This window comes from Mangrovicoccus ximenensis (assembly GCF_003056725.1).
Taxonomy (GTDB): Bacteria; Pseudomonadota; Alphaproteobacteria; order Rhodobacterales; family Rhodobacteraceae; genus Mangrovicoccus; species Mangrovicoccus ximenensis.
In genome coordinates, this window is sequence record NZ_QBKZ01000001.1 from 287,580 (window position 1) to 308,662 (window position 21,083).

Below are 21,083 nucleotides of genomic sequence, written 5' to 3' on the forward strand. Positions count from 1 at the left end.
GATCCCCCATGTTCGACCTCAACCATCCGTTCTTCCGCCCGCTGTGGCGGCGCGTCCTGGTCACCGGCTTCTGCCTTGGCTGGGCGGTGTTCGAAGCCGTCATGGGCAATGGGTTCTGGGCCGTCCTCACGGCCGGGATCGGGATCTATTGCGGCTACGGCTTCTTCGTGACCTTCGATCCGAGAGACGACCCATGAGCGACCTTCTCTGCAAGCCCTTCGGCACCCATGGCAAGGTGCACCAGATCACCCCGGAAAGCGCCCGCTGGCGCTATGTCGGCTTCTCCCTCTACAAGCTGCGCCCGGGCGAGACCGTGGGCGAAGCGACAGGCCCCAACGAGGTCATCCTCGTCATGGTCGAAGGCAGGGCCGCCTTCACCGGCGCGGGGAAGGACTGGGGCGTGCTCGGCGAGCGGATGAATGTCTTCGAAAAGACGCCGCCGCATTGCCTCTACATCCCGAACGGCCAGGAGTGGCAGGCCACCGCCGAGACCGGCTGCACCATCGCGGTCTGCGCGGCCCCCGGCATGGGCGGCCACGAAGCACGCCGGATCGGCCCGGACGGCATCACCCTGACGGAGCGCGGCAAGGGCACCAACACGCGCCACATCAACAACATCGCGATGGAGAACGAGGATTACTGCGACAGCCTGCTGGTGACCGAGGTCTTCACCCCGGCGGGCCATTGGTCGAGCTATCCGAGCCACCGCCATGACGAGGACGACTTCCCCCGGATCACCTATCTGGAGGAGACCTACTACCACCGGATCAATCCGGGCGACGGCTTCGGCATCCAGCGGGTCTATACCGAGGACGGCGCGCTCGACGAAACCATGGCGGTGGCGGACGGCGATGTCGTGCTGGTGCCGCGCGGCCACCATCCCTGCGGCGCGCCCTACGGGTTCGAGATGTACTATCTGAACGTCATGGCCGGGCCGCTCCGGAAATGGCGCTTCGTCGCGCATCCGGCGGTGGTGCCGATCATGGAGCGCGACGCCTGAGTCGCGGCCCGCGCTGCCGGGCGGCAAATCACCTCCGTGCAAGTCCCCGTCCCCGGCAGGCGCAAATCCGCCTGCCGGCGGGCGCGGGAGGCTTTCCGTTCATAAACAGCGCCTTCTTTTGCCGATATCCCGGGCCGACCACACCATATCGTGGCGAAGCGCCGCCCCCTGTGCCTATTTTGCGTCATTCCGATGGACCGGCGGGTGCAAATGCGCTACCGTTTCGGGAAAGCGCCGCATCAGACAGGCGCATCAGGCAGCACAAACACAGGCATCGGATCGGGCGTGAATTCACTCACATCGGACACCACCGCCGCGGACCCCGTCGCGTCGGTCAAGCCATTCCAGATCAGGGGCCGGTTCTTCACGGCCGTTGCGCTCCGGCTTGCCGGACATCCGGACCAGGCGTTCTACAAGGCGCTGGATGCCGAACTGATGCGGATGCCGCATTTCTTCGACCACGCGCCCTTCGTCATCGATCTGGGCGAAGTGGGCGGCGGGCTCAAGGGCGATGCGCTGACCCAGCTGATCGAGGCGCTCAAGCGCCGCAAGCTGTCGGTCTTCGGCATCCAGAACGCCACCACGGAGCAGACCGAGACCGCGAAGAAGGCCGGGCTGCTGCCGCTGCCGGGCGGGCGCGATGCGCCGCTCGACCGGGTCGAGACGCAGCGCCGCGAGGCCGACCGCATGGTCGCCGAACGCAAGGCCAAGGCCGAAGCGAAGAACGGTGACAACAACCCTGCACGAGGGGGAGGGCGCGTTCCGGACACTTGCGGGGTTCCGAACATCCCGACCGGGCGCTCCAGCGCCGCTGGACCGGCGATCGCCGGCGGAGCCGGGGCGATACGGATCAGGAGCAGGCCTGCGGGGGGCCTTTTCCGGCGATAGGACACGCGGCGCAAAACGTGCCGGCCAGAGACTGACGTTACAGGAGCCCGGCCGCCAAGTGTCCGAACGCCGGAGCCCGAAGGCAATCCTGAGCCGCGTCAGCGCCTCGGCAGGCCGGTCACCGCAGCCGCGGGACAGGCTGTCCGGGCCGATGACGCCTGCGGATGCCGGGCGATTTTCGCATCCCGGCGCTCCCGCCGTCGGAGGCTTGGGTCCGCCGCCATCTCCGCCGGCCTGCTGGTTTCATCTTCCAATGCCATCCGATGCTGCACCCCGACCGGTGGCAATCCAACATGAGTCCTCCTGAAACCGCCGTGCGACGCCAGGCGGTTTCCGTTTCGATACGAAACTCGGCGACAGGCGAAGCCTGCCCCCTTGCTTCAGGGTGACCAGGCCGACCCGGCGATACCTTGGCCACGGCCGTCCTCCGCACCAGGCGCATCGATGGCATCCTGCAGTCCCCTCCGGTCGAAACCCTGAAAGCGCGCCCGCCTGCCCTGATGCTCGTGTGGAGCCGGGCGGGCAGAGCAGCCACTCCGCGTGCCACCCGCCCCGTGCCCGGACCCTCCCGGGCGCCCGCTTGCGCTCTGGCCTCTGCCGCCGGAGCCCGGGAGGCGGGCGCGCCCTGCCAGGCCGGAAGATCCGGCGCGTAGCGGGCCCGCAGGTAATGGGCCAGCTCCTCGATCTGCGGCTCCGACAGTTCCGCACCGAAGCCCGGCATGTCGCGCAAAGGCAGCGACAGCGGCGCCTCGATCCCGTCGCGGATCACCGTTTTCAGGCCCTCCGCCGAGGGCGCGCGGATCGCGGCAGACCGCGACAGCGGCACCTGCGCCGCCGTGAAGGTGTCGGCCAGCCCCGGCTCGTGGCAGCTCGAACAGGCCGACCGGAAGAGCCGCGACGAAGCGTCGGGCAGCAGCTCGGCCTGTTCCGGCACCTGCGCCGGCGCGACATTCGGCGCGGCGAGACCGGCCAGATAGACCGCCATCGCGCGGATATCGGCATCGGGCAGCGCGGTCAGGCTGTCGACCACCTCGCCCATCGGGCCCGAGGCGCTGGCGGTGCCGGGAGCATGGCCCTCGCGCAGATAGGCATAGAGTCCCGCCTCGTCCCAGCCGCGCTCGGCCATTGCCGATCCAGCCAGCGGCGGCGCATACCAGCCGTCGATCACCGCGCCCGACAGCGCCTTCGCCCCGGTCGCCTCGGCGCCCAGCAGATTGCGGGGGCTGTGGCAGGCGGAGCAATGACCGGCGGCCTCGACCAGGTACTTTCCGCGGTTCCACTCGGCCGATTGCGCGGCATCCGGCACGAAGGGCGAAGCGTCGTGGTAGATCGCGTTCCAGACCGCATTCACCGGGCGCAGGTTCACCGGCGCCAGCATCTCGGATTCCGGCACCTCCGCAGTCACCGGCTCCANGCGTCTGGAGGTAGGCATAGAGCGCCTGCATGTCCGCGCCGTCGATCTTGGCGAAGGAAGTGTAGGGAAAGGCCGGATAGAGATTGTGGCCATCGCGCGAGATGCCCTTGCGCATCGCCCTGTCGAAGGCGGCGAAGGACCACAGGCCCAGCCCGGTCTCGGGATCGGGCGTCAGGTTGGTGGTGTAGACCGTGCCGAAAGGCGTCTCCATCCCGCGCCCGCCGGCATTCGGGATGCCGCCCTCGGCGGTGTGGCAGACCGCGCAATCGCCCGCGGCGAAGACCTGGCGGCCGCGTTCGATCGTCTCCGCCGAGAAGGTCGAGGCGGCGGGGGCGGGCTGCGGCGGGATCGAGCGGGCCATCGGAATGCCCACGGCCCCCAAGGTCAGCATGCCCGCAACACCGCCGGCGACGCGGGAGAGCCAGCAGATCACCGTCCAGATCCAGTGACGGGGTGCAACCCATGATAGCCAACTATCCATGCATATGGAAATTTTCGACTGCCCTTCACATGGCCTCGAAATGCGCCGCCCTCTCGCCGGAAAGCGTCAACCAATCCCGGCTACGGTCGTGTCGCGAATGTGGTGGAAATTGCCGAGCGGCGTGCTCCGGGCATGTGAACTTGGCTCCGTTCGGGCGGCGAGGTCAAGGGACATCGGCTCGAGGGGCTGGGAGAAGGTCTCCCAGCCGTCGATCTTGCGCATCTGGATCTGCCCGGAGGCCAGCAGCGCCCAGAGCAGCATCGGCACCGTCTCGGCGCAGCGCAGCACGGTCTGGGTCTTGATCCTGCGGCGGAACTCTTCGTTCAGTCGCTCAATCGCGTTGGTTGTGCGGGCCGATTTCCATTGCGGCGGATCGAGCCGGGTGAAGCTGAAGAGCCGGTCGCCCGGCTCTTCCAGGCTGTCCGCGACGCCCGCACTTCAGGCGCCACTTGCGCGAGGCAACATCTTGCGCCTGAGCTCCACCCCGGCGTCGGTGTCGGCATAGATCATGTCGCGGCAGTCCTCGGCCAGCTCGTCGTGGAGGCGCTTGGGGGCATGCGCCAAGAGATTCCGGTGCTTGTGGACCGTACAGCGCTGGATCGGCAGGTCCTCGCCCCGGAGCGCCGTCGACGACGGCGAATTCGGGCCGTCGCAGGCCGCGGGCATCGAGATCGGCGAGGAACTGGCCCCAGGCCGCGGTGCTCTCGCCGCCCATGTTCTTGATGGATAACAGGACCTTCTGCCCGTCGCGGCGCACGCCCCCTCTCGGGACAGCGCTGCGCAATCACCTGCCGGTCAACGGGTCCGGTCCGATCGTCTCCGTCTTGTCCATGTTCTGTGGCCCTCATTTCAATGAATACGAAACCCCACCATGCCCCAGGGGCGCGAGGGTGGAAGGACCGTCCACCCTATCACCTCACATCTCGCCCGCTGCCGGGGCAGTCTGGTGGTCGACACGTCAGTGCAATGACACAAGGTTAATCAAGTTGCGAGTCAGGCCACCAGACTGCCCAAGCATATTCACAGCCAGGTTGTCATCCGTTTCCCAAGGACGGCTGCTCAGGCCGCTTTTCATGCGGTGAGCCCGGCGGTGCATGCGTTCCGCAGATCGAAGGCATGTGACCCGGCGTGGCGGCAGGACGTGGCGGAGAGGCGATGGCGCTTTGGCCTCGACAAGGCGGCTGCCTGATCATGGACCGAGAGGAGCCGTTGGGCCTCGCCCGCCGACTTGAACCGGCCCATGATCTTCCCGCAGCGCCTCGCATGGCGATGGCTGGCTTCGGCGCGGTTGTTCAGCCCCTTGTGCCTGCGGCGGCCGACGCCCGGCGCGATTTCGGCTTTCGCCGCCGCGCAGGAACCGAGTCTGCCGGTCACCAGGACATGTGCCATGCCCCAGCGCGGGAAAAGCTTGCGGAAAGGCGCTTTTCGGCATCCTTGTCGCGCCGCGCCCGGACCAGGATATCGGGAGATGAGCCGGAATGCGCCATGCGTTCAAGCATGCTGGCGAATGCCGTTCGCATCCACCGCACGCCACAGCCAATGGGGCTTGCCGTTCATCCGGATGACGACCTCGCCGAGATGCCAATTGTCCGCAGGAGCCGGACGGCCCCGCCGGATGCTTGCGGCAAATTGATGGCCGAAGCGGTCGACCCAGCCGCGGATCGTCTCACGGGGATACCGTGATGCCGCGCGCGGCCAGGAGAACCCCGACGTCGCGCAGGCTCAGGGCGAAGCGGTGATACGCCCGCACGGCGTCGATGACGACATTTCGGGGACGCGGAAGCCTTTGATCCGGGACAAGTCTTCGACGTTCAGCCTGAGATCAGGCTGCCGCCATCTGGAGTGCCCGGCAACTTGACTGTGCCATCCCGAACGAGTTGGCAATGCCGGCGGGAGGCCGAGCGAAAGCCCAGAGGTCATATGTACCTGTTTGCCGGACGTGGCAGGCCGAGGTGGTCCCGCAGGGTCGTACCGGAGTATTCGCGGCGGAACAGCCCCCGGTCCTGCAGCACCGGAACCACGCGGTCCACGAAATCGGACAAGGTGGAGGGCAGTACCGGGAAGGTGATCATGAACCCGTCACAGGCCCCGCGCTCCAGCCATTCCTGCATGACATCGGCAATCTCCTCAGGCGATCCGAACAGCGTCACCTTGGAGCGGGTGTATTGCTGGCAGATCTGCCTCAGGGTCAGGCCGCGCCGGATCATGCCGGAGATTTCGTCGAAATACGCCCGGTGATGGCGGGCCTCTGCCGGAATGCGGTCAAGCGGGACCGGCTCGTCCAGCGGCAGGTCCGACAGGTCGGCCTCGATGTCCTGCCGGATGCGCATCAGCCCGACCTCCGGGTGGATCAGCGACTGCCACTGATCGAAACGCGCCTTGGCTTCCTCTGCGCTGTCGCCGACCACGATCGTCGCGCCGGCCAGAATTTTCAGGTGGTCGGGATCGCGGCCATGGGCGGGCATGCGGCCCTTGAGATCGTCATAGAATGCGATTGCCGCCTCGATTTCGGTGGCGACGCCGAAGACCGCCTCGGCGGTGCGTGCGGCCAGCTCTTTTCCTGCTTCCGAAGCGCCGGCCTGCAGGATCACCGGGTGGCCCTGCGGCGGGCGGGCAATGTTGAGCGCGCCATGGATGCGGAAGAACTCGCCGTCATGGTCGAGGGCGTGCTGCGCTTCCGGACGGAAATTCAGCCCGGCCTCCTTGTCGTAGACGAAGGCGTCGTCTTCCCAGCTGTCCCAGAGCGCGGTGACAATGCCGTGGAACTCGGCAGCCTTGGCATAGCGCCGGTCATGCGGGGGCAGGCGGTCCGCGCCGAAATTCCGCGCGGCATAGTCATTGGCCGAGGTCACGACATTCCAGCCCGCGCGGCCGCCGGAGATATGGTCGAGCGAGGCAAAGAGCCGGGCGAGGTTGTAAGGCTCGTAGAAGCTGGTCGAAGCCGTCGCGGCAAGGCCGAGCTTCTCGGTCGCGCCGGCCAGCGCGGTCAGCAGGGTGATCGGCTCCAGCTGGTTCATGTACATCGGCGAGCGCGCCCAGATCTCCAGATCCGAGGTGCGGGCGGCGGGCGTATCAGCAAGGAAAAGGAAATCGAATTTGCCCTTCTCGCAGATCTGCGCGATTCGCTTGAAATGGGCGATGTCGGTGGGCGCGCCGGGCTGCGCTTCGTCGCTGCGCCAGGAAGCGGGGTGAAGCCCGTAGGCGTCGATCAGGGTGCCGATGGCAAGCTGTTTCCGGGTCATGGTCCGATCCTTGTGGGGAGGGGAGAGGCAGGTCAGGTAGCGGCGCAGAAGCGCAGGGCCGCCGCGTCGAGCATCCGGTCGCAGGCGGCGAGCTGGGACAGCTCTATGAACTCGTCCGGGCGGTGGGCCTGGGCGATCTCGCCGGGACCACAGACCAGGACGGGAACGTCGAGCCCGGCGGCATAGAGCCCGGCCTCGGTCCCGTAGCTCAGCAGGCAGGTCGCGGTTCCGGCAGGCAGGCAGTCCCGCAGCGCCGCCAGGGCGGGCAGATCGGCGGGCATCGACAGGCCGGGATAGCGTCCGGTTTCCTCCACCGTGATCAGCGGACCGGAGAAGCGGCTGGCATGGGGCCGTGCGGCTTCTTCCGCCACGCCGCGGATGCGCGCGGCCAGCGCAGCGATGTCCTCGGCGCCGACCGGACGGACCTCCATCAGGATCTCGGCGCTCTCGGGGACCATGTTGACGACTGTGCCGCCCGACATGCGCCCTGCATGAAGCGTCGTGCAGGGCACCGAATAGCCGGCCTCCTGCGGACCGTTCGCGGCAAGGTCGTCCTGCAGCCGCCTGAGCCCCGCGAGGAAATCGCCTGCCAGATGCAGCGCGTTCAGCGCGAGCGGCGCCTCGGAGGAATGGCGAGGTTCGCCGCGGCAGGTTACGGTCAGGCTCATCTTGCCCTTGTGGCCCAGCCCGATCTGCATCGCGGTCGCCTCGCCGACCAGCACCAAATCGGGGCGGAGGCCGCGGGCCGCCATGCCCGCGATCATCGAGGGAACGCCGCGGCAGCCGGTCTCTTCGTCATGGGACAGCGCCAGCCAGAGCGGGCGCTCCAGCCGCGACGGATCGAGCCGGCCGGCGAGGGCCAGCGCGCAGGCGACGAAACCCTTCATGTCGGTGGTGCCGCGGCCGTAGATGCGGCTGCCGCGCGCGGTGGCGGCGAAGGGCGGGACCGTCCAGTCCTGGCCCTCCACGGGCACGACATCGAGATGTCCCGACAGCACCAGCCCCAGTTCCGAAGGCCATGTCCCGGCCGAAGCGCTGGAATGGCTGCCGGGGATTGCCGCGGTGCTGAGCTGGGGAGGCGAGGCCACCGCCCAGGCCCGCGCGCTGGCGGCCCGTCCGGGGCCGATCATCGCGCTGGTCACGGCGATGCCCGATGCGGCGCATGTGCTCCATGAACGGCACCTGTGCATAGACACGACGGCGGCAGGCGGCAACGCCATGCTGCTGGCCGGCTGACGGCCGTCCTCCTGCCGCCGGAAACGGCAGGAGGGCCCGACCCGGCTGCCGTTGGTCATCGTCCCCAGGTCCGCCGAGACGGGCCTTCCCTCCGCTGCTGGCCACGCGCCGCAGCGCGTTCCTGGGGGTGGACAGGCCGGACCGGTTCACCTGACGGCTCTCGGGCATTCCGAGGACGACAGCCGTCATCCAAGAGCCCCCTCAGCCACAGCCCGAGTGCCGCGCGAAAGTTGGCGATGGCCTGGGGGGCGGCATATCGAGGCGGTGTTCAGACGCCGTCAATTCCCTGCCGCGCGCGACCGCGAACGCCATTGGTCCGGGAGAGCGGTCGAACATGTGCCACATGCCGGAGACGGCCATCGCCACTCTGCCCGATCCACCGAGGTTTTCGCCGGATCCGTTGACGGGCCTCATCCGCCAAGGCGCGCGCAAGCTCATCGAGCAGGCGCCCGAAGCCAGACTGGCCACGCTTCCCGCCGCTTTCGCCGGTGACTGGTCCGAGGACGGCCGGGCCAGGCTGGTGCGGGACCGCAAAGCGGGGGCTGAGGAAGGCCGGGTGCAGGGCGGAGATCATCGCGACGGATGTCGCAGGCTCGGCGACCTTCGGCGACACGGCGGGGCTCCACGTCGTCCCGAGGCTCGGGAACAGCTTCGTGCCGGGGAACCGGTATGCATCGCTGATGGCGGCGGAGAACTGCATATCCAAGCCGGAGGCGGTGGCCCTGTCCCGTCGGCTGGCGCTGGTTCAGGACATCCTGGTCGGCGGGGTCACCGGCTTGGCCGTGGCCGGGGTGCTGCGTCGCGTCCCGACGCATCCGCTGTCGGCAGGCACCGGTCCGGCGGTGGTGATCTCGGCCCACATGGTCAACACTTGCTTGGGAAATACTCGGGACAGATCCGGCACGTCGCTTGGATCAGGTTCAGCTGGGAGCCTGTCCGCCCTGCGTGCGGCCGAAACGGCTTTCGGCACGGTCTGAGATCGCAGCTGCCGCCGCCGGTGTTCCCTCGTTCAGCAGGAAATGCATGCCGTCCGGAGATTCTCAATCAGATGAGGCCGCCCTGTCGCGCAAATCAGCTGACGGCCGCAGGTTCCCCTTTCCGGGACACGCCTATCCCAAGGCCGCGGTGACCGGAATGCCGGGCGGGGGCCGTGAAGCGGGTGAGGATTGAGCGGCACGCGCCACCGGTCCGAGCGCCGCCGCGAAGGCGTGGATCGCCCCCCACCCGAGCTTTTCCTGTTCCGACTGATGTCCCGGACCTGCTCTGGCGGTGATGCCCGCTCCGGTTCCGCAGCAAAGCCCGGCCGGAGCGCTTCGTTGCCCTCAGGAACGCGTTGCGCGCTCGCACCCCGCCCGTGTCCGGTTTCCATAGCCTGGCGTTCCCGCGGGCATTGTCGCAGGGCGTTGTTGGACTAATCAGCTGGCGACCGCAGTCCCCCTTTCCCCGGACACACCTATCCCATTGCCACAGTGACCGGGCTGCCGAGGGCGGTGAAGCGGTTCAGGATGGCCGCGCGGAGCTGGACCTCCGCCACCTGGCGGTCGAACTCCCGTGACATCAGCCGCTGGCCGAGCTGCTTCACGCAGTTCATCTTCGTCTCGACCCGGCTCCGGCGGTGATACCCGCTCCAGTTCCGCCACAGGTGCTTCGACGCCCGCAGGATCTCGTTGCGCGGGGCGCGCGTGGCGCAGGCGCCATCGGCAGGGACCGTGGGCATTTCCCGATCCGGGCCGGTCTGCTTCAGGAGTTCCGGCAGCATCCCTCGCCGGTTCGCTCGGACCGGTGGCGCTCGCCGGCTCGACGTCGCCGACATTGCTCGAGGTGACCTCGATGGCCCGGATCTCCAATGTTTGCTCGTCGACCCCGAGGCGCCGCGATTGCCGAGGCGACGGCGGCGGGCGTGCGCGCGGGCTTCGTCACCGGCGGGCTGATCTCGCTTGCGATGATCGCGGCAAGTTTCCTGGTGCGCCGCCCGCGCGAGCTGCGCAGCCTCTGACGCCGGGCCGTCCGGATTGCGATTGATGAGCCCTGTTCATGGGCGCCTTGGCGAGCGGGGGCATTAAGCTTTCCCTGCGGGAGGCCAGATAAGGGCCGTAACCGAACGCAATCCGGAAGGATCCAAGATGAAGACGCATCTCGCCGCCTCGGCCCTCGCCCTCGTCACCGGCACCGCAGCCGCGCAGGAGGCCTCCTCCACCCTGCCCGACGCCGTCGGCCGCGTCGCGCCTGCCCTTGATGCCTATGCCTCCGACAACATCTTCGGGGAAGTCTGGGCCGGCGAGGAACTGTCGATGCGCGACCGCGCGCTGGTGACCTTCGCGGCGCTGATGACCCGCCACGAGACCGAGAACCTCGGCAGCTTCGTCGAGCTGGCGCTCGATGCCGGCGTGACCCCGGCCGAGCTGAGCGAGACCATCACCCATCTGGCCTTCTATACCGGCCTCGGCAACGCGACCGCCGCCGCCGAGGCGATGGCCCCTGTCTACGAGGCCCGCGGCATCGCGGCCGAGGACCTGCCCGGCGCCGATGTCGAATTCCTCGATTTCGACCAGGAGGCGGAGGATTCCCGCCAGGAATTCGTCTCCTCGACGTATGGCGATGTCAGCCAGGGCGTGGTCGACACCACCCAGAAGATCCTGTTCCTCGACCTCTGGCTGCGCCCCGACCTCGCGCCGCGCGACCGCAGCCTGGTGACCGTCGCCGCGCTGATCGCGGCCGGCCAGCCCGAGCAGATGACCTTCCACCTCAACCGCGCCATGGACAACGGCTTGACCCAGGAAGAGGCCGGCGCGATGCTGTCGCACCTTGCCTTCTATGCCGGCTGGCCCAAGGTCTTCTCGGCGCTGCCGGTGGCCAAGCAGGTCTTCGAAAGCCGCGGCGAGTAACCGGCCAGGGGGAGTGGAGCGATGAAGATCGGCATTCTGGGAAGCGGCCTGATGGGCGGCAAGCTCGGCACGATCTGGGCGCGCTGCGGCCATGACGTGACCTTCGCCTATTCGCGCTCCGCCTCGAAGCTCGACCGCCTGTCCAAGAGCTGCGGCGCCCGCGCGGGCAGCGTCGCCGAGGCCGCCGCGGAGGCGGATGTGCTGCTGCTGGCAGTCCACTGGTCGCGCGTCCCGGACGTGCTGGCGCAGGCGGGCGATCTTGCCGGCAGGACCGTGCTGAGCTGCACGCTGCCGCTGAACGAAAGCGACTCGGAACTGGTGGTCGGCACCACCTCCTCGGGGCTCGAGGAACTGATGCGGATGCGCCCCGAGGCCCGCTGGGCCGGGGGCTTCTCCACCACGCCCTCGGAGAGCTTCTTCCCGGTCCACGAGCGCAAGGGGCAGGCAGAGCCGCCCCATGTGATGATCTACGGCGACGATGCCGGGGCCAAGCAGGCCGCCTTCGGGCTGGCCCGCGACACCGGCTTCGAGCCGCAGGATACGGGCGGGGCGCGCAACGCGCGCTTCGTCGAGCCATTCGCCATGGCCACCGTCGAGCTGGCCTATGTCCAGCCCGGCGGCGCAGCCTGGACCTACCGCTTCACCAAGCTGCGCTGAGGCGCAATACGAAAGGAAAGACCATGAAAATCATCCGTTCCGGCAGCGCGCCGTCGATGAAAGGTCCCGAGGACTGGTTCACCGGCACCGTCCGCGTCGATCCGCTTTTCGCCGCCGACGAACCCGGCCGCACCTCCGGCGCCCATGTCACCTTCGAGCCGGGCGCGCGCACCGCATGGCACACCCATCCGGCGGGCCAGACCATCATCATCACCTTCGGCCGCGGCCGCGTCCAGCGCGAAGGCGGCCCGGTGGAAGAGGTCTCCCAGGGCGATGTCGTGTGGTTCCCGGCCGGCGAAAAGCACTGGCACGGTGCCAGCGCCGAGACCGCGATGAGCCATATCGCGATCCAGGAAAGCATCGACGGCTCGCCGGTGACCTGGATGGAGAAGGTCGCGGACGAAGACTACAACGGCTGAGCGCCCGCGCGCCCGGCCGGACGGCACTGACACGGGCCCGTTCCCCTTGCCGGGGGGCGGGTCCTGTTGTCCCCAAGAAGGAGGCTGCCCCATGACCCGCCCCGACATCATCTGCCACATGATCGCCTCGCTCGACGGACGTCTGCTGGCCGATCGCTGGCCCTGCACCGAAGACGCCCTTCTGGAGGTCTATGACGGCGCCGCCGCGCGGCTGGAGGCCGATGGCTGGATCGCCGGGCGCGAAACCATGGGGCATTACCTCGACTCCGGCGATCCGGCGACGGACGGCCCCCGGGCCGAGCCGCGCGACCGCATCGCAGGGCATCGCGGTCCCGGGCTCGGCATCGCCTTCGACCGCAGCGGGCGGCTGCGCCCGGAAAGCGGCGATCTCGACGGCGACCACCTGGTGATCGTGCTGTCCGGACAGGTATCGGAAGCCCATGTCGCGGATCTGGCGGCGAAGGGCGTCTCGGTCGTCTTCTCGGGTCCCGGCGGGGCCGATATCGAAGGCGCGCTGGCGCGGATCGGCGCGGCCTTCGGCGTTTCGCGGCTGCTGCTCGAGGGCGGCGGCACGCTCAACGGCGCATTCCTGGCGGCAGGGGTAATCGACGAGACCAGCACGCTGATCCACCCGGTTCTGGACGGCCAGCGCGGCATCCCGGCGATCTATGACGGCGACGCCCCGCGCGGCGCCCGCGCGCTGGAGCTGGTCTCGGCAGAGACCCTGCCCGGCGGCACGGTCTGGCTGCGCCACCGTCTCGGCAAGGCCTGAGCCCTCAGGCCGTTCCTTCGGCCTGCGCCCGCGGCTGCAGCTGGCGCGCCTCCTGCGACGGCGGACGGCCGAAGGTGCGGGAATAGTCGCGGCTGAACTGCGAGGCGCTTTCATAGCCGACCGCATGGGCGGTTCGGATGACATCGCGGCCCGACAGGAGCAGCCGCCGCGCCGCCTGCAGGCGCAGGATTTTCTGGAACTGCACCGGGCTCATGCCGGTCGCCACGCGGAAATGGCGGCGGAAGGTGGCTTCGGCCATGCCCGCGCAGGAGGCCAACTCCGCCACAGGCACGGTCTCGGCGACATGGCTGCGGATCCAGTCGATCGCGCGGCGCACCTGGCGGATGCGGGGATCGGAAGCCACGGCCTGCAGCAGCGCAGGGCCATGCGGCCCGCGCAGCAGCCGGTAGAGGAGCTCCCGCCGCAGCATCGGCCCCAGCACGGCGGCATCCTCAGTCGCGCGCGCGCCTGACCCTCAAGGTCCTGCTCGGCCTGCCGCTCCGGCAAGCCACCGGTTTCGTCGCGAGCCTGCTGGAACTGTCAATCGACGAGCAAACATTGGAGATCCGGGCCGTCGAGGTCACCTCGAGCAATGTCGGCGACGCGCCGGTGCTGCCGGACCTGCTTGCCCAGATACCAGCGGACGAGGAGATCGCCACCGTCACCGCCGACGGTGCGTATGACACCCGCGCCTGCCATGACGCCATCGCGGCGCGCAGAGCAGCAGCCATCATCCCTCCGAGGCGGAATGCGAGGCCATGGAAGGCGGACACGGCAGGCGCCCGGGCGCGCAACGAGAGCCTGCGGGCATCGAAGCACCTGGGCCGCGCACTCTGGCGGAACTGGAGCGGGTACCACCGCCGCAGCAGGGGCGAAACGAAAATGAACTGCGTGAAACAGCTCGGCCAGCGTCTGATGTCACGGGACTTCGACCGCCAGGTAGCCGAGGTCCAGATCCGGGTGGCGGTCCTGAACCATTTCACGGCCCTCGGCATCCCGATGACCGTGGCCGCAGGATAGGTGTGTCCGGGGAAAGGGGGACTGCGGTCATCAGCTGATTTGTCCAACAACGCCAGATGATGGACAAGCAAAGCGAAGGCCGCACGATCTTCGGCGGGGTGGATGCGCACAAAGATCTTCACGTCGCGGCGGTCGTCGACGACAAGGACCGCGTCATCGCGGGCGAGAGCTTCCCGACGACACGGCATGGCTACAGGCTGATGCTGGAGTGGATGCGGTCCTTCGGCGATCTCCGCCGCGCCGGAATCGAAGCCACCGGAACCCATGGCGCCGCGGGGCTCCGCCACTTCCGGAAGGCGGGTGTCCAGGTGCTGGAGGTCACCGGTCCGGACAAGCACGGCCGCCGGGCACGCGGAAAATCCGGCACCTTCGATGCGGAGGCTGCGGCGCATGCCGCCTTCTCCGGGAAAAGGACGGTCACGCCCAAGTCGCGGGATGGAATGATCGGGGCATTGCGGGTGCTCAGGGCCGTTCGGAAGACAGCGGTGCAGGCCCGCAGGATCGCGCTCCAGATGATGGGGAACACCATCGTCGCCGCCCCGGACGCGATGCGCGACAGCATCCGGCACATGACGCGGATGCCGCTGATCCGCACGCTTGCAGCCTGGCGCCCCGACATGACCGCCTGCCGGATCTCGCTGAAGTCCCTGGCCCGGCGCTATCTCGAGCTGCATGGCGAAATCGCAGACCTCGACAAGATGATCCAGGCCATCGTCGACGAACTGGCACCCGGGCTCGTGGCCCAGGATGCCATCGGGTATCATTCTGCAGCTCAATTGCTGATTGCGGCGGGCGCCAACCCCGACCGCTTGAAATCCGAAGCGAGTTTCGCGGCGTTGTGCGGGGTGAGCCCCATCCCGGCATCCAGCGGCAAGATCAACCGCCATCGCCTGAACCGGGGAGGTGACAGGGCAGCCAACAGCGCCCTGCACATCATCGCAGACGGCCGTTCGAAACGCGAAGCGCTCCGGTGCGTCAAGCGATGCATCGCACGCGAGGTCTACAGGTTGATCCGGGCCCGTTACGATCAAATCAACCAGACCCAGATCGTCGCTTGACAAACAGAAGGGCGTCCGCGGATCCCAGCATGCGCCGGAGCTGCATCGAGGCATGCTCGCCGAAACGGCTTCTCCGGATCGATGAGCCGCTGCGGCACCCCGTACGAGTTCAAGCCGGTCCGCGCCAGCGGATCGAACGGTCCGGCGGACCGTTCGAAGGCGCAGAACGCAAAGGCAGAGAGCTTCATGAAGACCCTGAAGGTGGAGGACGCTTGCCTGATGGAGCATGAGGCTTTCCACGACGTCGCCACCGGCTTGCCCCGGTTCATCGAGGCCTGCAACACCCGCCGCCTGCATTCAGCTTTGGGCTATCTCAGCCCTGCACAGTTCGGGGACGGCCACGCCCGCGCCATGGTCAAAGCCGCCGCCTGGGAATGTCCGCCCGCAGGAGCGCACTCCAGTCTTTGCTGCGGATACACTGTTTGCGAGGCGGGGGCTGAGATCTCATTCCCGGCAACGAGCAGGGAGTGACTTTCTCGATGAGCGCACATTTCGAGGTTCTCGCCAACGAGCGCGAGACGTGGTGCAGGAACCGGAAGTGGCCGGACGGGCTGAAGGCTGAGATCGTCGCCGAGACGTTGCGCCCGGCGCGACGGTGAACGACTTGGCCGCGCGGAACGGGCTGGCGTCGAACCAGGTTTCGGCCTGGCGGCAGAAGGCGCGCAGCGGCAGGCTGGTGCTTCCCGCGCCCGAGGACGCGACGGAGTTCGTGTCTCTGATGGCGGCGACGCCAGAGCCCGCTGCGGCGCCGCCAACGGGCGGCAGCGTCGAGATCGCCGTTCGCGCGGTGACGGTGCGGCTCGAGCCCGGCGCCTCGGCCGAGCGGCTCCCCGCCGTGGTCCGGGCGCTGGCATGGCGCTGATCATCGACGCCCATTGGCGAAGCTAGGGAAGTAGCGGCAATCATTATTATTCGTGTACCAACATTGTGGCTGACAGCTGGCAGGGTCTGGATTAGGGTCCGGGGCGTTCCCGGTCCGAATGCAGCAAGGCGTCCCGATGTCCGATCCGATACCGCCCGGCGGCACGCGCCTCGACGCCTACTGGTTCTGGTCCGGCCTGCCGGAGGAGCCGGAGATGCGCCGCCAGCTGGCGGACTTCCGCGACCGCGGCTTCGGGCGCATCTACATCCAGGCGCGGCTCTCCATGCCGCGCGAGGTCTATCTGTCGGAGGCGTTCATTGCCGCCTATGTGCGCGCCGTCGGGCTCATGGCGGAGCTCGGGCTGAAGGCGGGGCTCTATGACGACTATGCCTGGACCAGCGGCCAGGCGGGCGGGCGCACCGTCGAGGGTGCCGACCATCTGCGCGAGCGGCATCTGTTCTGGGCTTCCTCGACGGAGCGGACGGCGGCGGTGACCGGCATCCGGGCAACGCTGGCCGCGAGCCTCGGCCGGGCGGCGCGGGACTGGATCCACGAGGGGGGCACGCCGCGGTTCCGCTGCCGGGCCCGCTGCCAGCGGACCGGCCGCGACCGAGAGCCAGCGCTGCACCTCCGCCGCCCCTGCGGGAACCGCGGGCAGACAGCCGCCGTCGGCGCCGTTACGCTTGGCAAGGCAGACGAGGATCGCGCAGCTGTCCCAGAGCACCGTGCCTCCATCCTCGATCGCAGGGATCTGCCCGAAGCGGCTGATCTCCAGGTAGTCCGGCGCCTTCTGCGGGCGGGCGGCCAGGTCGATGCGGATGGTCCCGCAGCGCAGACCGCGCAGCGACAGCATCCGTTCGGCGCGGTGGGCATGGCCGGATTTCCCGTGCCAATAGAGCTTGATCGGGCGGCCGGGCAGGCTCATGGGCGGTTCTCCCCGGGACGCGGTCGGACAGGAGCGGGACAGGCGGCGCGCAGCATGTCGCCGAAGGCGCGGGTTTCGAAAGCGTCGCGGCGGCGCACCAGCACCGTGTCGACGAAGATGCCCCCGGCGCCCATGCGGTGCATGTCGATCTCGGGGGGGCGGTTGCGGCCTCGGCCACCGAGCGCGCATCATCGACATGCCGATATCGGATTCGACGCAGCCGAGAATGCCGTCGAGCGTGCCGAATTCCACCCTCAGCGCCTGGCCGACCGCGCATTCCGACAGCGTCCGCAGGAAGCGCGCGCGGTCGGAGCAGCCCTCGCGGAACATCAGCGCAGTCGGCTCGGGATGGGCGGCCAGACAGGCCTCGAGCGTGTCCCGGCCGCGGGCGGTGACCATCGCCAACTCCTTGCCCAGCACGGTTTCCCCGCGGAGCACGGGCTCCGAAACCGGCCCGGCCGCCAGCGCGCAGCCGAGCCGCCCGTCGAGCACCTGCTCGACCATCTGCCGGGCCGGTGCCGATCTCCAGCGCCATCTTGGGGCAGGCGGCGCGGTAGGCGACCAGCACCGTCGGCCGACGGATCGCCATCGCCGTCTCCATCGACCCTATCCGGAGAGGCTCCGAGGGCTCGCGCGAGACATCGCGCACCACATGCTCCGCCTCGCACGCCAGGGCCGATATCCGCGGCCCTTGGGGTGCGGCGCCTCGCCGGTATCGGTCAGCTCCATCCCGGTGCGCTTGCGCACGAAAAGCTGCGTGCCGATCGACTGCTCCAGCGCCTTGATCCGGTTGGTCACGTTGGGGAGTTGTCACGTCAAGCAGCGCTGACAGCCGGGCGGATGATTTGAACACGCCCGTTTCCGATGCAGATGTCGTCCGGCATCAGCTGCAGGCGGCACCGTTGCCCGGACATGACCGTCTACCGGGCCGTCTGGCTCCACGTCATGCCGCTCTGGATCTTGACCGGACTGCAGCCAGCCAATGCGATGTTGGTGGCCATGGCGGCTGCGGAGGGGGGCGCGCTCCACGGTGCGGTCCGGTTCGGCTTGGCCTCGAGCTGCGTGTCGGCTGCCGGAACTTGCAACGCATTTCCGATTTTCCCCGGGCTGTTTCTGTCGGCAGTCGGCGCCCTTGCGCTCTGGCCGGCCATCCGGGCACGCGCTGGAGATGAAGGAACCGGTCAGATATCTCGAGTGCGTTGCGGAGTGTCGCCAAGCGGTCATGCCGAGGATGCCGGCATGACCGCAAGCCGCCGGACATTGTTTCGCCCGCATTGCTGCTGAGGGGCTGCGCGCCCGGGCAGCGACGTCATCCCGGGACAGGCCGATCCCGCCGTTTGGCCAGAAGGAGCGCCATGCACGCGGCAGGGACCGTCATGAACGGCGCTGCAGGTTTCTCTGGCGGCGACTCGGATGCGGTCGGGAACGTGGCCCGCCACAGGTCGCTCCGCGTGAGTTCGGGGCGTTTGCGTTCGGCAGACTGGGCCGCCATCTCTTTCTGTGTGACGCAACTGCGCGCCATTGGCCTATTAAATATGCATTTGATCTGTCGGTGGGCTTGGAGAGGCAAAAAATGCGCGTGTCGTGACTGCGAGCATGGTGCGCAAGTTGCAGTCAGCCCATTCCGGTGATGTTCTCTGAGAGATCCGGGGCTGGCGCCGAATGCGGTGCCTGTCCCTTCGAGAAAACCGATGGAGGCTCATCATCAACGCTCATCTGCTTGCGGCACTGATCATCTCGCCCTTCGTCCTGGCCTTCGTGTATGCGGCAATCCACGAGTGCCTCAGATACAATTCGGAAGGGCGCGCGACCTACGGGCTCGCCTTCGACGGTGCGACAGGTTCTTCCTATGTGAAGAGGATTGGCCGCGGGGAAGAGATGTTCAAGCCGGAGGAATTCGCTCCGAAGCCCACAAAGGCTTGAAAGTCATCTTGATGGCAGGCCGAGAGCGGATGAGGCCGGGCTGCCCGTTTCGTTTGTGCCCCATCCGCCCGCGGGCTTCGGCGACGGAGTTCTCAGGTTAGCCAGCTCCGATTTCCAGGCGGATGATTTGGACATGCCCGTCTTTGATGAAGACCGTGTCCGGCATCCGCTGCCAGTGCCAGCGCCTCCCACCCGCGATCGTCCACGCGGCCCGGCTCTGCGTCCGGTTCAATCTCGGCCGCCGCGCGGCGGAGGAGATGCCGATGGAGCGTGGCATCGACCTGTCCCATGAAACCATCCGGCGCTGGACCGTCAAATTCGGCCCGCAGATCGCGCGGAACCTGCGGCGCAGGCGATGTCGTCCCGGGGACGTCTGGCATCTGGACGAAGTCGCGGCGAAGCGCGAGGCTGCGCCCGGCCTCGGCAACCGGGCCGCAAACAGCCATCTGCCATTCCGGAAGGTGGAGCGCGCCATGCAGGGATATCGATCGCCCGGTGCCCTGCAACGGTTCGCCTCCGTCCGCTCCGCCATCCGCGACAGCTTCTCCGATCCAGCCCGCCGCCCGACTGCGCTGGCCTTCCGCTGCCACCGGATGGAAGCCATTGACGCGTGGAGATCGGCCGTCGGCATTGCCTGAAGCGATCTGCGACACCCTCGTGCCCACGCGCGCGAGTTAACGTGGCAATTCCACCGAGACTGTCCGCAAATGGCCCCTGCGCCTGGGCCGGGGCCAGCGTGATGCGCCCGCGCGCGGTCCATGCCGCTTCGAAGTCCCGCAGGGGCTGCGGCGGCGGCAGGACGAGCGGGGCGACGACCGGCATGTACCGGGGCCGCGGCGCGAGCCGCTGCAGGATGCGCGGGTCGCCGCCGGTGACATAGAGAGGCGGCAGCGGGCGCTGGCGCGGATGCAGGAGCACCGGGGTCTCAGGCAGGCCGAGCGCGGCGGCCTCGGGGCCGATTTCCCCGCCGGTCAGCGCCGCCTCGACCACGTCCCAGTATTTCAGGAAGGTATCGGCGCGGGCGGCGACGTCGGCACCGTAGCGCTCGAACTCGAAGGGCTGGTAGCCGGTGCCGACGCCGAGCACCAGCCGGCCCTCGGAGAGCTGGTCGACCAGCGCGATTTCCTGCGCCGCCCGCATCGGCTGATAGAGCGGCAGGACGATCACCGCCGTGCCGAGCCGGATGCGCGAGGTGCAGCCCGCGAAATGCGCCGCCAGCATCAGGGGCGAGACCGAGAGCGAATAGTTGGTGAAATGGTGCTCGGCGAACCAGGCGGCGGAGAACCCCGCCTCCTCGGCCAGCCGCACCATCACGCGGGTGTCGTCCAGCACGCCCGGCACGCCGCCGGGATGGTCGCGCAGCGACATCAGGTTGAACAGTCCGAATTCCATGGCAGGGGCTCCGATTGGTCAGGAGGCGCGCGGGCTGTGGCCGCGGTTGTAATGGCGCTCGATCCGGGCCTGGACCATCGACAGGAGCGTGGTCGCCACCAGGTACCAGGCACAGGCCACCAGCAGCATCGGGATGGTCTGGAAGGTGCGCGAATAGATCGTCTGCACCGAATAGAGCAGGTCCCAGAGCGCCACGATGGAGACGATCGAGGTGTTCTTCAGCATCCCGATGGTCTGGTTGCCTGTCGGCGGCACGATGAAGCGCATCGCCTGCGGCAGGATGATCAGCCGCATGGTGCGGGAGCGGCTCAGCCCCATCGCGGCAGCGGCCTCGCGCTGGCCGCGGCCGACGCTTTCCAGCCCCGCGCGGGTGATTTCGGCCATGTAGGCGCCCTCGTTCAGCCCGAGCCCGAGGATCGCCGCCGTGTAGGGCGTGATCAGGTCGTTGAAGGAGCCTTCGAAGAAGGTCACGCCGGTGAAGGGAATGCCGAGCGCATAGCGCGGATAGAGCGCGGCGAGGTTGTACCAGAAGATCAGCTGCACCAGCACCGGCGTGCCGCGGAAGAACCACAGATAGGCCGCCGAGAAGGCGCGCAGCGGCATCACCGAGGACACCCGCATCACCGCCAGCAGGATGCCCAGCACCACGCCGATCGCCATGGTCACCACCGTCAGCCACAGCGTGGTGGCGAAGCCGCGCAGCACCACCGGATCGAACAGGTAGCGCCCGAACACGTCCCATTGGAACCGTTCGTTGGTGGCGACGTCCTGGACGATGGCGGCGGCCAGCAGAAGGAAGGCAGCCCAGCCGATCAGCTGGCGGCGCGGGAAATGCCGCTTGCCCTCGGGCTTGGGCGGCGCCTGCTGCGGCAGGAGCGCGTGGCGGACATAGGCGGTCTGGCTCGTCAT

21 protein-coding genes and 8 pseudogenes are annotated in these 21,083 nt (G+C 68.3%); 16 read left to right on the plus strand and 13 right to left on the minus strand.

Features of this window, described 5'->3' with window-relative positions; genetic code table 11:
- Positions 1-8 precede the first annotated feature (8 nt).
- From C7T91_RS01710 to C7T91_RS01720, 3 genes are all read left to right on the plus strand, one after another.
- On the plus strand, positions 9-197 hold the full coding sequence (locus C7T91_RS01710; protein ID WP_108257744.1) for a hypothetical protein: 189 nt from the start codon (positions 9-11) through the stop codon (positions 195-197).
- Positions 194-1,000, plus strand: coding sequence for a 5-deoxy-glucuronate isomerase (iolB, locus tag C7T91_RS01715; protein ID WP_108257745.1), 807 nt, complete (start codon positions 194-196; stop codon positions 998-1,000). The genes C7T91_RS01710 and iolB overlap by 4 nt, the downstream gene beginning before the upstream one ends.
- Positions 1,001-1,285: 285 nt before the next feature.
- Positions 1,286-1,888 (plus strand): septum site-determining protein MinC, encoded by a 603-nt coding sequence (locus tag C7T91_RS01720; protein WP_161555685.1) that lies wholly within the window; start codon positions 1,286-1,288, stop codon positions 1,886-1,888.
- 118 nt (positions 1,889-2,006) lie between these two features.
- On the opposite strand, the gene C7T91_RS01725 is transcribed toward C7T91_RS01720, so the two are convergent.
- Entirely contained in the window at positions 2,007-3,293 is a 1,287-nt protein-coding gene (locus C7T91_RS01725; protein ID WP_236637915.1) for a c-type cytochrome, read from the minus strand.
- Between the two features lie 70 nt (positions 3,294-3,363).
- Positions 3,364-3,603 (minus strand): annotated as a pseudogene (locus C7T91_RS34480) (c-type cytochrome); the annotation flags it as partial.
- Here C7T91_RS34480 and C7T91_RS34485 point away from each other — a divergent pair.
- Positions 3,494-3,751 carry a hypothetical protein gene (locus C7T91_RS34485; protein WP_236637916.1) on the plus strand — a complete coding sequence of 86 codons (258 nt, stop codon included), beginning with the start codon at positions 3,494-3,496 and terminating at the stop codon, positions 3,749-3,751. The pseudogene C7T91_RS34480 and the gene C7T91_RS34485 overlap by 110 nt on opposite strands.
- Before the next feature lie 185 nt (positions 3,752-3,936).
- Here C7T91_RS34485 and C7T91_RS01730 read toward each other — a convergent pair.
- The 4 genes and pseudogenes from C7T91_RS01730 to C7T91_RS01745 all read right to left on the minus strand — a co-directional run.
- A pseudogene (locus C7T91_RS01730) lies at positions 3,937-4,543 on the minus strand (transposase); the annotation flags it as partial.
- A gap of 311 nt (positions 4,544-4,854) precedes the next feature.
- Positions 4,855-5,598: pseudogene (locus tag C7T91_RS01735) on the minus strand (IS6 family transposase).
- Positions 5,599-5,699: 101 nt separating this feature from the next.
- Complete coding sequence (locus C7T91_RS01740) at positions 5,700-7,025, minus strand: LLM class flavin-dependent oxidoreductase (RefSeq protein WP_108257747.1); 1,326 nt, start codon at positions 7,023-7,025, stop codon at positions 5,700-5,702.
- A 32-nt stretch (positions 7,026-7,057) separates the two neighbouring features.
- Complete coding sequence (locus C7T91_RS01745; protein WP_108257748.1) at positions 7,058-8,113, minus strand: M20/M25/M40 family metallo-hydrolase; 1,056 nt, start codon at positions 8,111-8,113, stop codon at positions 7,058-7,060.
- Between C7T91_RS01745 and C7T91_RS32090 the strand changes: the two genes are divergently transcribed.
- Positions 8,088-8,261, plus strand: a complete 174-nt coding sequence (locus tag C7T91_RS32090; protein ID WP_161555686.1) for a hypothetical protein — start codon at positions 8,088-8,090, stop codon at positions 8,259-8,261. The two genes, C7T91_RS01745 and C7T91_RS32090, sit on opposite strands and share 26 nt — an antisense overlap.
- A gap of 680 nt (positions 8,262-8,941) precedes the next feature.
- On the plus strand, positions 8,942-9,238 hold the full coding sequence (locus C7T91_RS32095; protein WP_161555687.1) for a hypothetical protein: 297 nt from the start codon (positions 8,942-8,944) through the stop codon (positions 9,236-9,238).
- Between the two features lie 476 nt (positions 9,239-9,714).
- On the opposite strand, the pseudogene C7T91_RS01755 reads toward C7T91_RS32095, so the two are convergent.
- Positions 9,715-10,129: pseudogene (locus C7T91_RS01755) on the minus strand (IS5/IS1182 family transposase); the annotation flags it as partial.
- Here C7T91_RS01755 and C7T91_RS32100 point away from each other — a divergent pair.
- From C7T91_RS32100 to C7T91_RS01775, 5 genes are all read left to right on the plus strand, one after another.
- Positions 10,108-10,257: a hypothetical protein gene (locus C7T91_RS32100; RefSeq protein WP_161555688.1), complete on the plus strand. Its 150-nt coding sequence runs from the start codon at positions 10,108-10,110 to the stop codon at positions 10,255-10,257. The pseudogene C7T91_RS01755 and the gene C7T91_RS32100 sit on opposite strands and share 22 nt — an antisense overlap.
- A gap of 127 nt (positions 10,258-10,384) precedes the next feature.
- Positions 10,385-11,146 (plus strand): carboxymuconolactone decarboxylase family protein, encoded by a 762-nt coding sequence (locus tag C7T91_RS01760; RefSeq protein ID WP_108257750.1) that lies wholly within the window; start codon positions 10,385-10,387, stop codon positions 11,144-11,146.
- 21 nt (positions 11,147-11,167) lie between these two features.
- A complete protein-coding gene (locus C7T91_RS01765; RefSeq protein ID WP_108257751.1) occupies positions 11,168-11,803 on the plus strand; it encodes an NADPH-dependent F420 reductase in 636 nt (211 codons plus the stop codon).
- 23 nt (positions 11,804-11,826) lie between these two features.
- A complete protein-coding gene (locus tag C7T91_RS01770; RefSeq protein ID WP_108257752.1) occupies positions 11,827-12,222 on the plus strand; it encodes a (R)-mandelonitrile lyase in 396 nt (131 codons plus the stop codon).
- A 91-nt stretch (positions 12,223-12,313) separates the two neighbouring features.
- The gene (locus C7T91_RS01775; protein ID WP_108257753.1) at positions 12,314-12,994 is read left to right on the plus strand and encodes a RibD family protein; all 681 of its coding nucleotides are present in this window, start codon (positions 12,314-12,316) and stop codon (positions 12,992-12,994) included.
- 4 nt (positions 12,995-12,998) lie between these two features.
- On the opposite strand, the gene C7T91_RS01780 is transcribed toward C7T91_RS01775, so the two are convergent.
- Positions 12,999-13,436 carry a helix-turn-helix domain-containing protein gene (locus tag C7T91_RS01780; protein WP_407943243.1) on the minus strand — a complete coding sequence of 146 codons (438 nt, stop codon included), beginning with the start codon at positions 13,434-13,436 and terminating at the stop codon, positions 12,999-13,001.
- Between the two features lie 89 nt (positions 13,437-13,525).
- Between C7T91_RS01780 and C7T91_RS01785 the strand changes: the two are divergent.
- The 4 genes and pseudogenes from C7T91_RS01785 to C7T91_RS01800 all read left to right on the plus strand — a co-directional run.
- Positions 13,526-14,014, plus strand: a pseudogene (locus C7T91_RS01785) (IS5 family transposase); the annotation flags it as partial.
- Between the two features lie 56 nt (positions 14,015-14,070).
- Positions 14,071-15,072, plus strand: coding sequence for an IS110 family transposase (locus C7T91_RS01790; RefSeq protein ID WP_108257754.1), 1,002 nt, complete (start codon positions 14,071-14,073; stop codon positions 15,070-15,072).
- Between the two features lie 81 nt (positions 15,073-15,153).
- The gene (locus tag C7T91_RS01795; protein ID WP_108257755.1) at positions 15,154-15,543 is read left to right on the plus strand and encodes an integrase core domain-containing protein; all 390 of its coding nucleotides are present in this window, start codon (positions 15,154-15,156) and stop codon (positions 15,541-15,543) included.
- Between the two features lie 118 nt (positions 15,544-15,661).
- A pseudogene (locus C7T91_RS01800) lies at positions 15,662-15,934 on the plus strand (hypothetical protein); the annotation flags it as partial.
- A gap of 91 nt (positions 15,935-16,025) precedes the next feature.
- Here the strand turns inward: C7T91_RS01800 and C7T91_RS37685 are convergent.
- The 3 genes and pseudogenes from C7T91_RS37685 to C7T91_RS01810 form a co-directional block, all read right to left on the minus strand.
- A complete protein-coding gene (locus C7T91_RS37685) occupies positions 16,026-16,859 on the minus strand; it encodes a glutathione S-transferase N-terminal domain-containing protein (RefSeq protein WP_269100133.1) in 834 nt (277 codons plus the stop codon).
- Positions 16,860-16,931: 72 nt separating this feature from the next.
- Positions 16,932-17,387 (minus strand): annotated as a pseudogene (locus tag C7T91_RS37690) (LysR substrate-binding domain-containing protein); the annotation flags it as partial.
- A gap of 78 nt (positions 17,388-17,465) precedes the next feature.
- Positions 17,466-17,657 carry a helix-turn-helix domain-containing protein gene (locus C7T91_RS01810; protein ID WP_108257758.1) on the minus strand — a complete coding sequence of 64 codons (192 nt, stop codon included), beginning with the start codon at positions 17,655-17,657 and terminating at the stop codon, positions 17,466-17,468.
- A gap of 1,271 nt (positions 17,658-18,928) precedes the next feature.
- On the opposite strand from C7T91_RS01810, the gene C7T91_RS40290 reads away from it, so the two are divergent.
- Positions 18,929-19,420, plus strand: a complete 492-nt coding sequence (locus tag C7T91_RS40290; protein WP_108258448.1) for a hypothetical protein — start codon at positions 18,929-18,931, stop codon at positions 19,418-19,420.
- Between the two features lie 259 nt (positions 19,421-19,679).
- On the opposite strand, the pseudogene C7T91_RS40295 reads toward C7T91_RS40290, so the two are convergent.
- Positions 19,680-20,174: pseudogene (locus tag C7T91_RS40295) on the minus strand (LLM class flavin-dependent oxidoreductase); the annotation flags it as partial.
- A gap of 18 nt (positions 20,175-20,192) precedes the next feature.
- Positions 20,193-21,083 (minus strand): amino acid ABC transporter permease, encoded by an 891-nt coding sequence (locus C7T91_RS01830; protein WP_108257759.1) that lies wholly within the window; start codon positions 21,081-21,083, stop codon positions 20,193-20,195.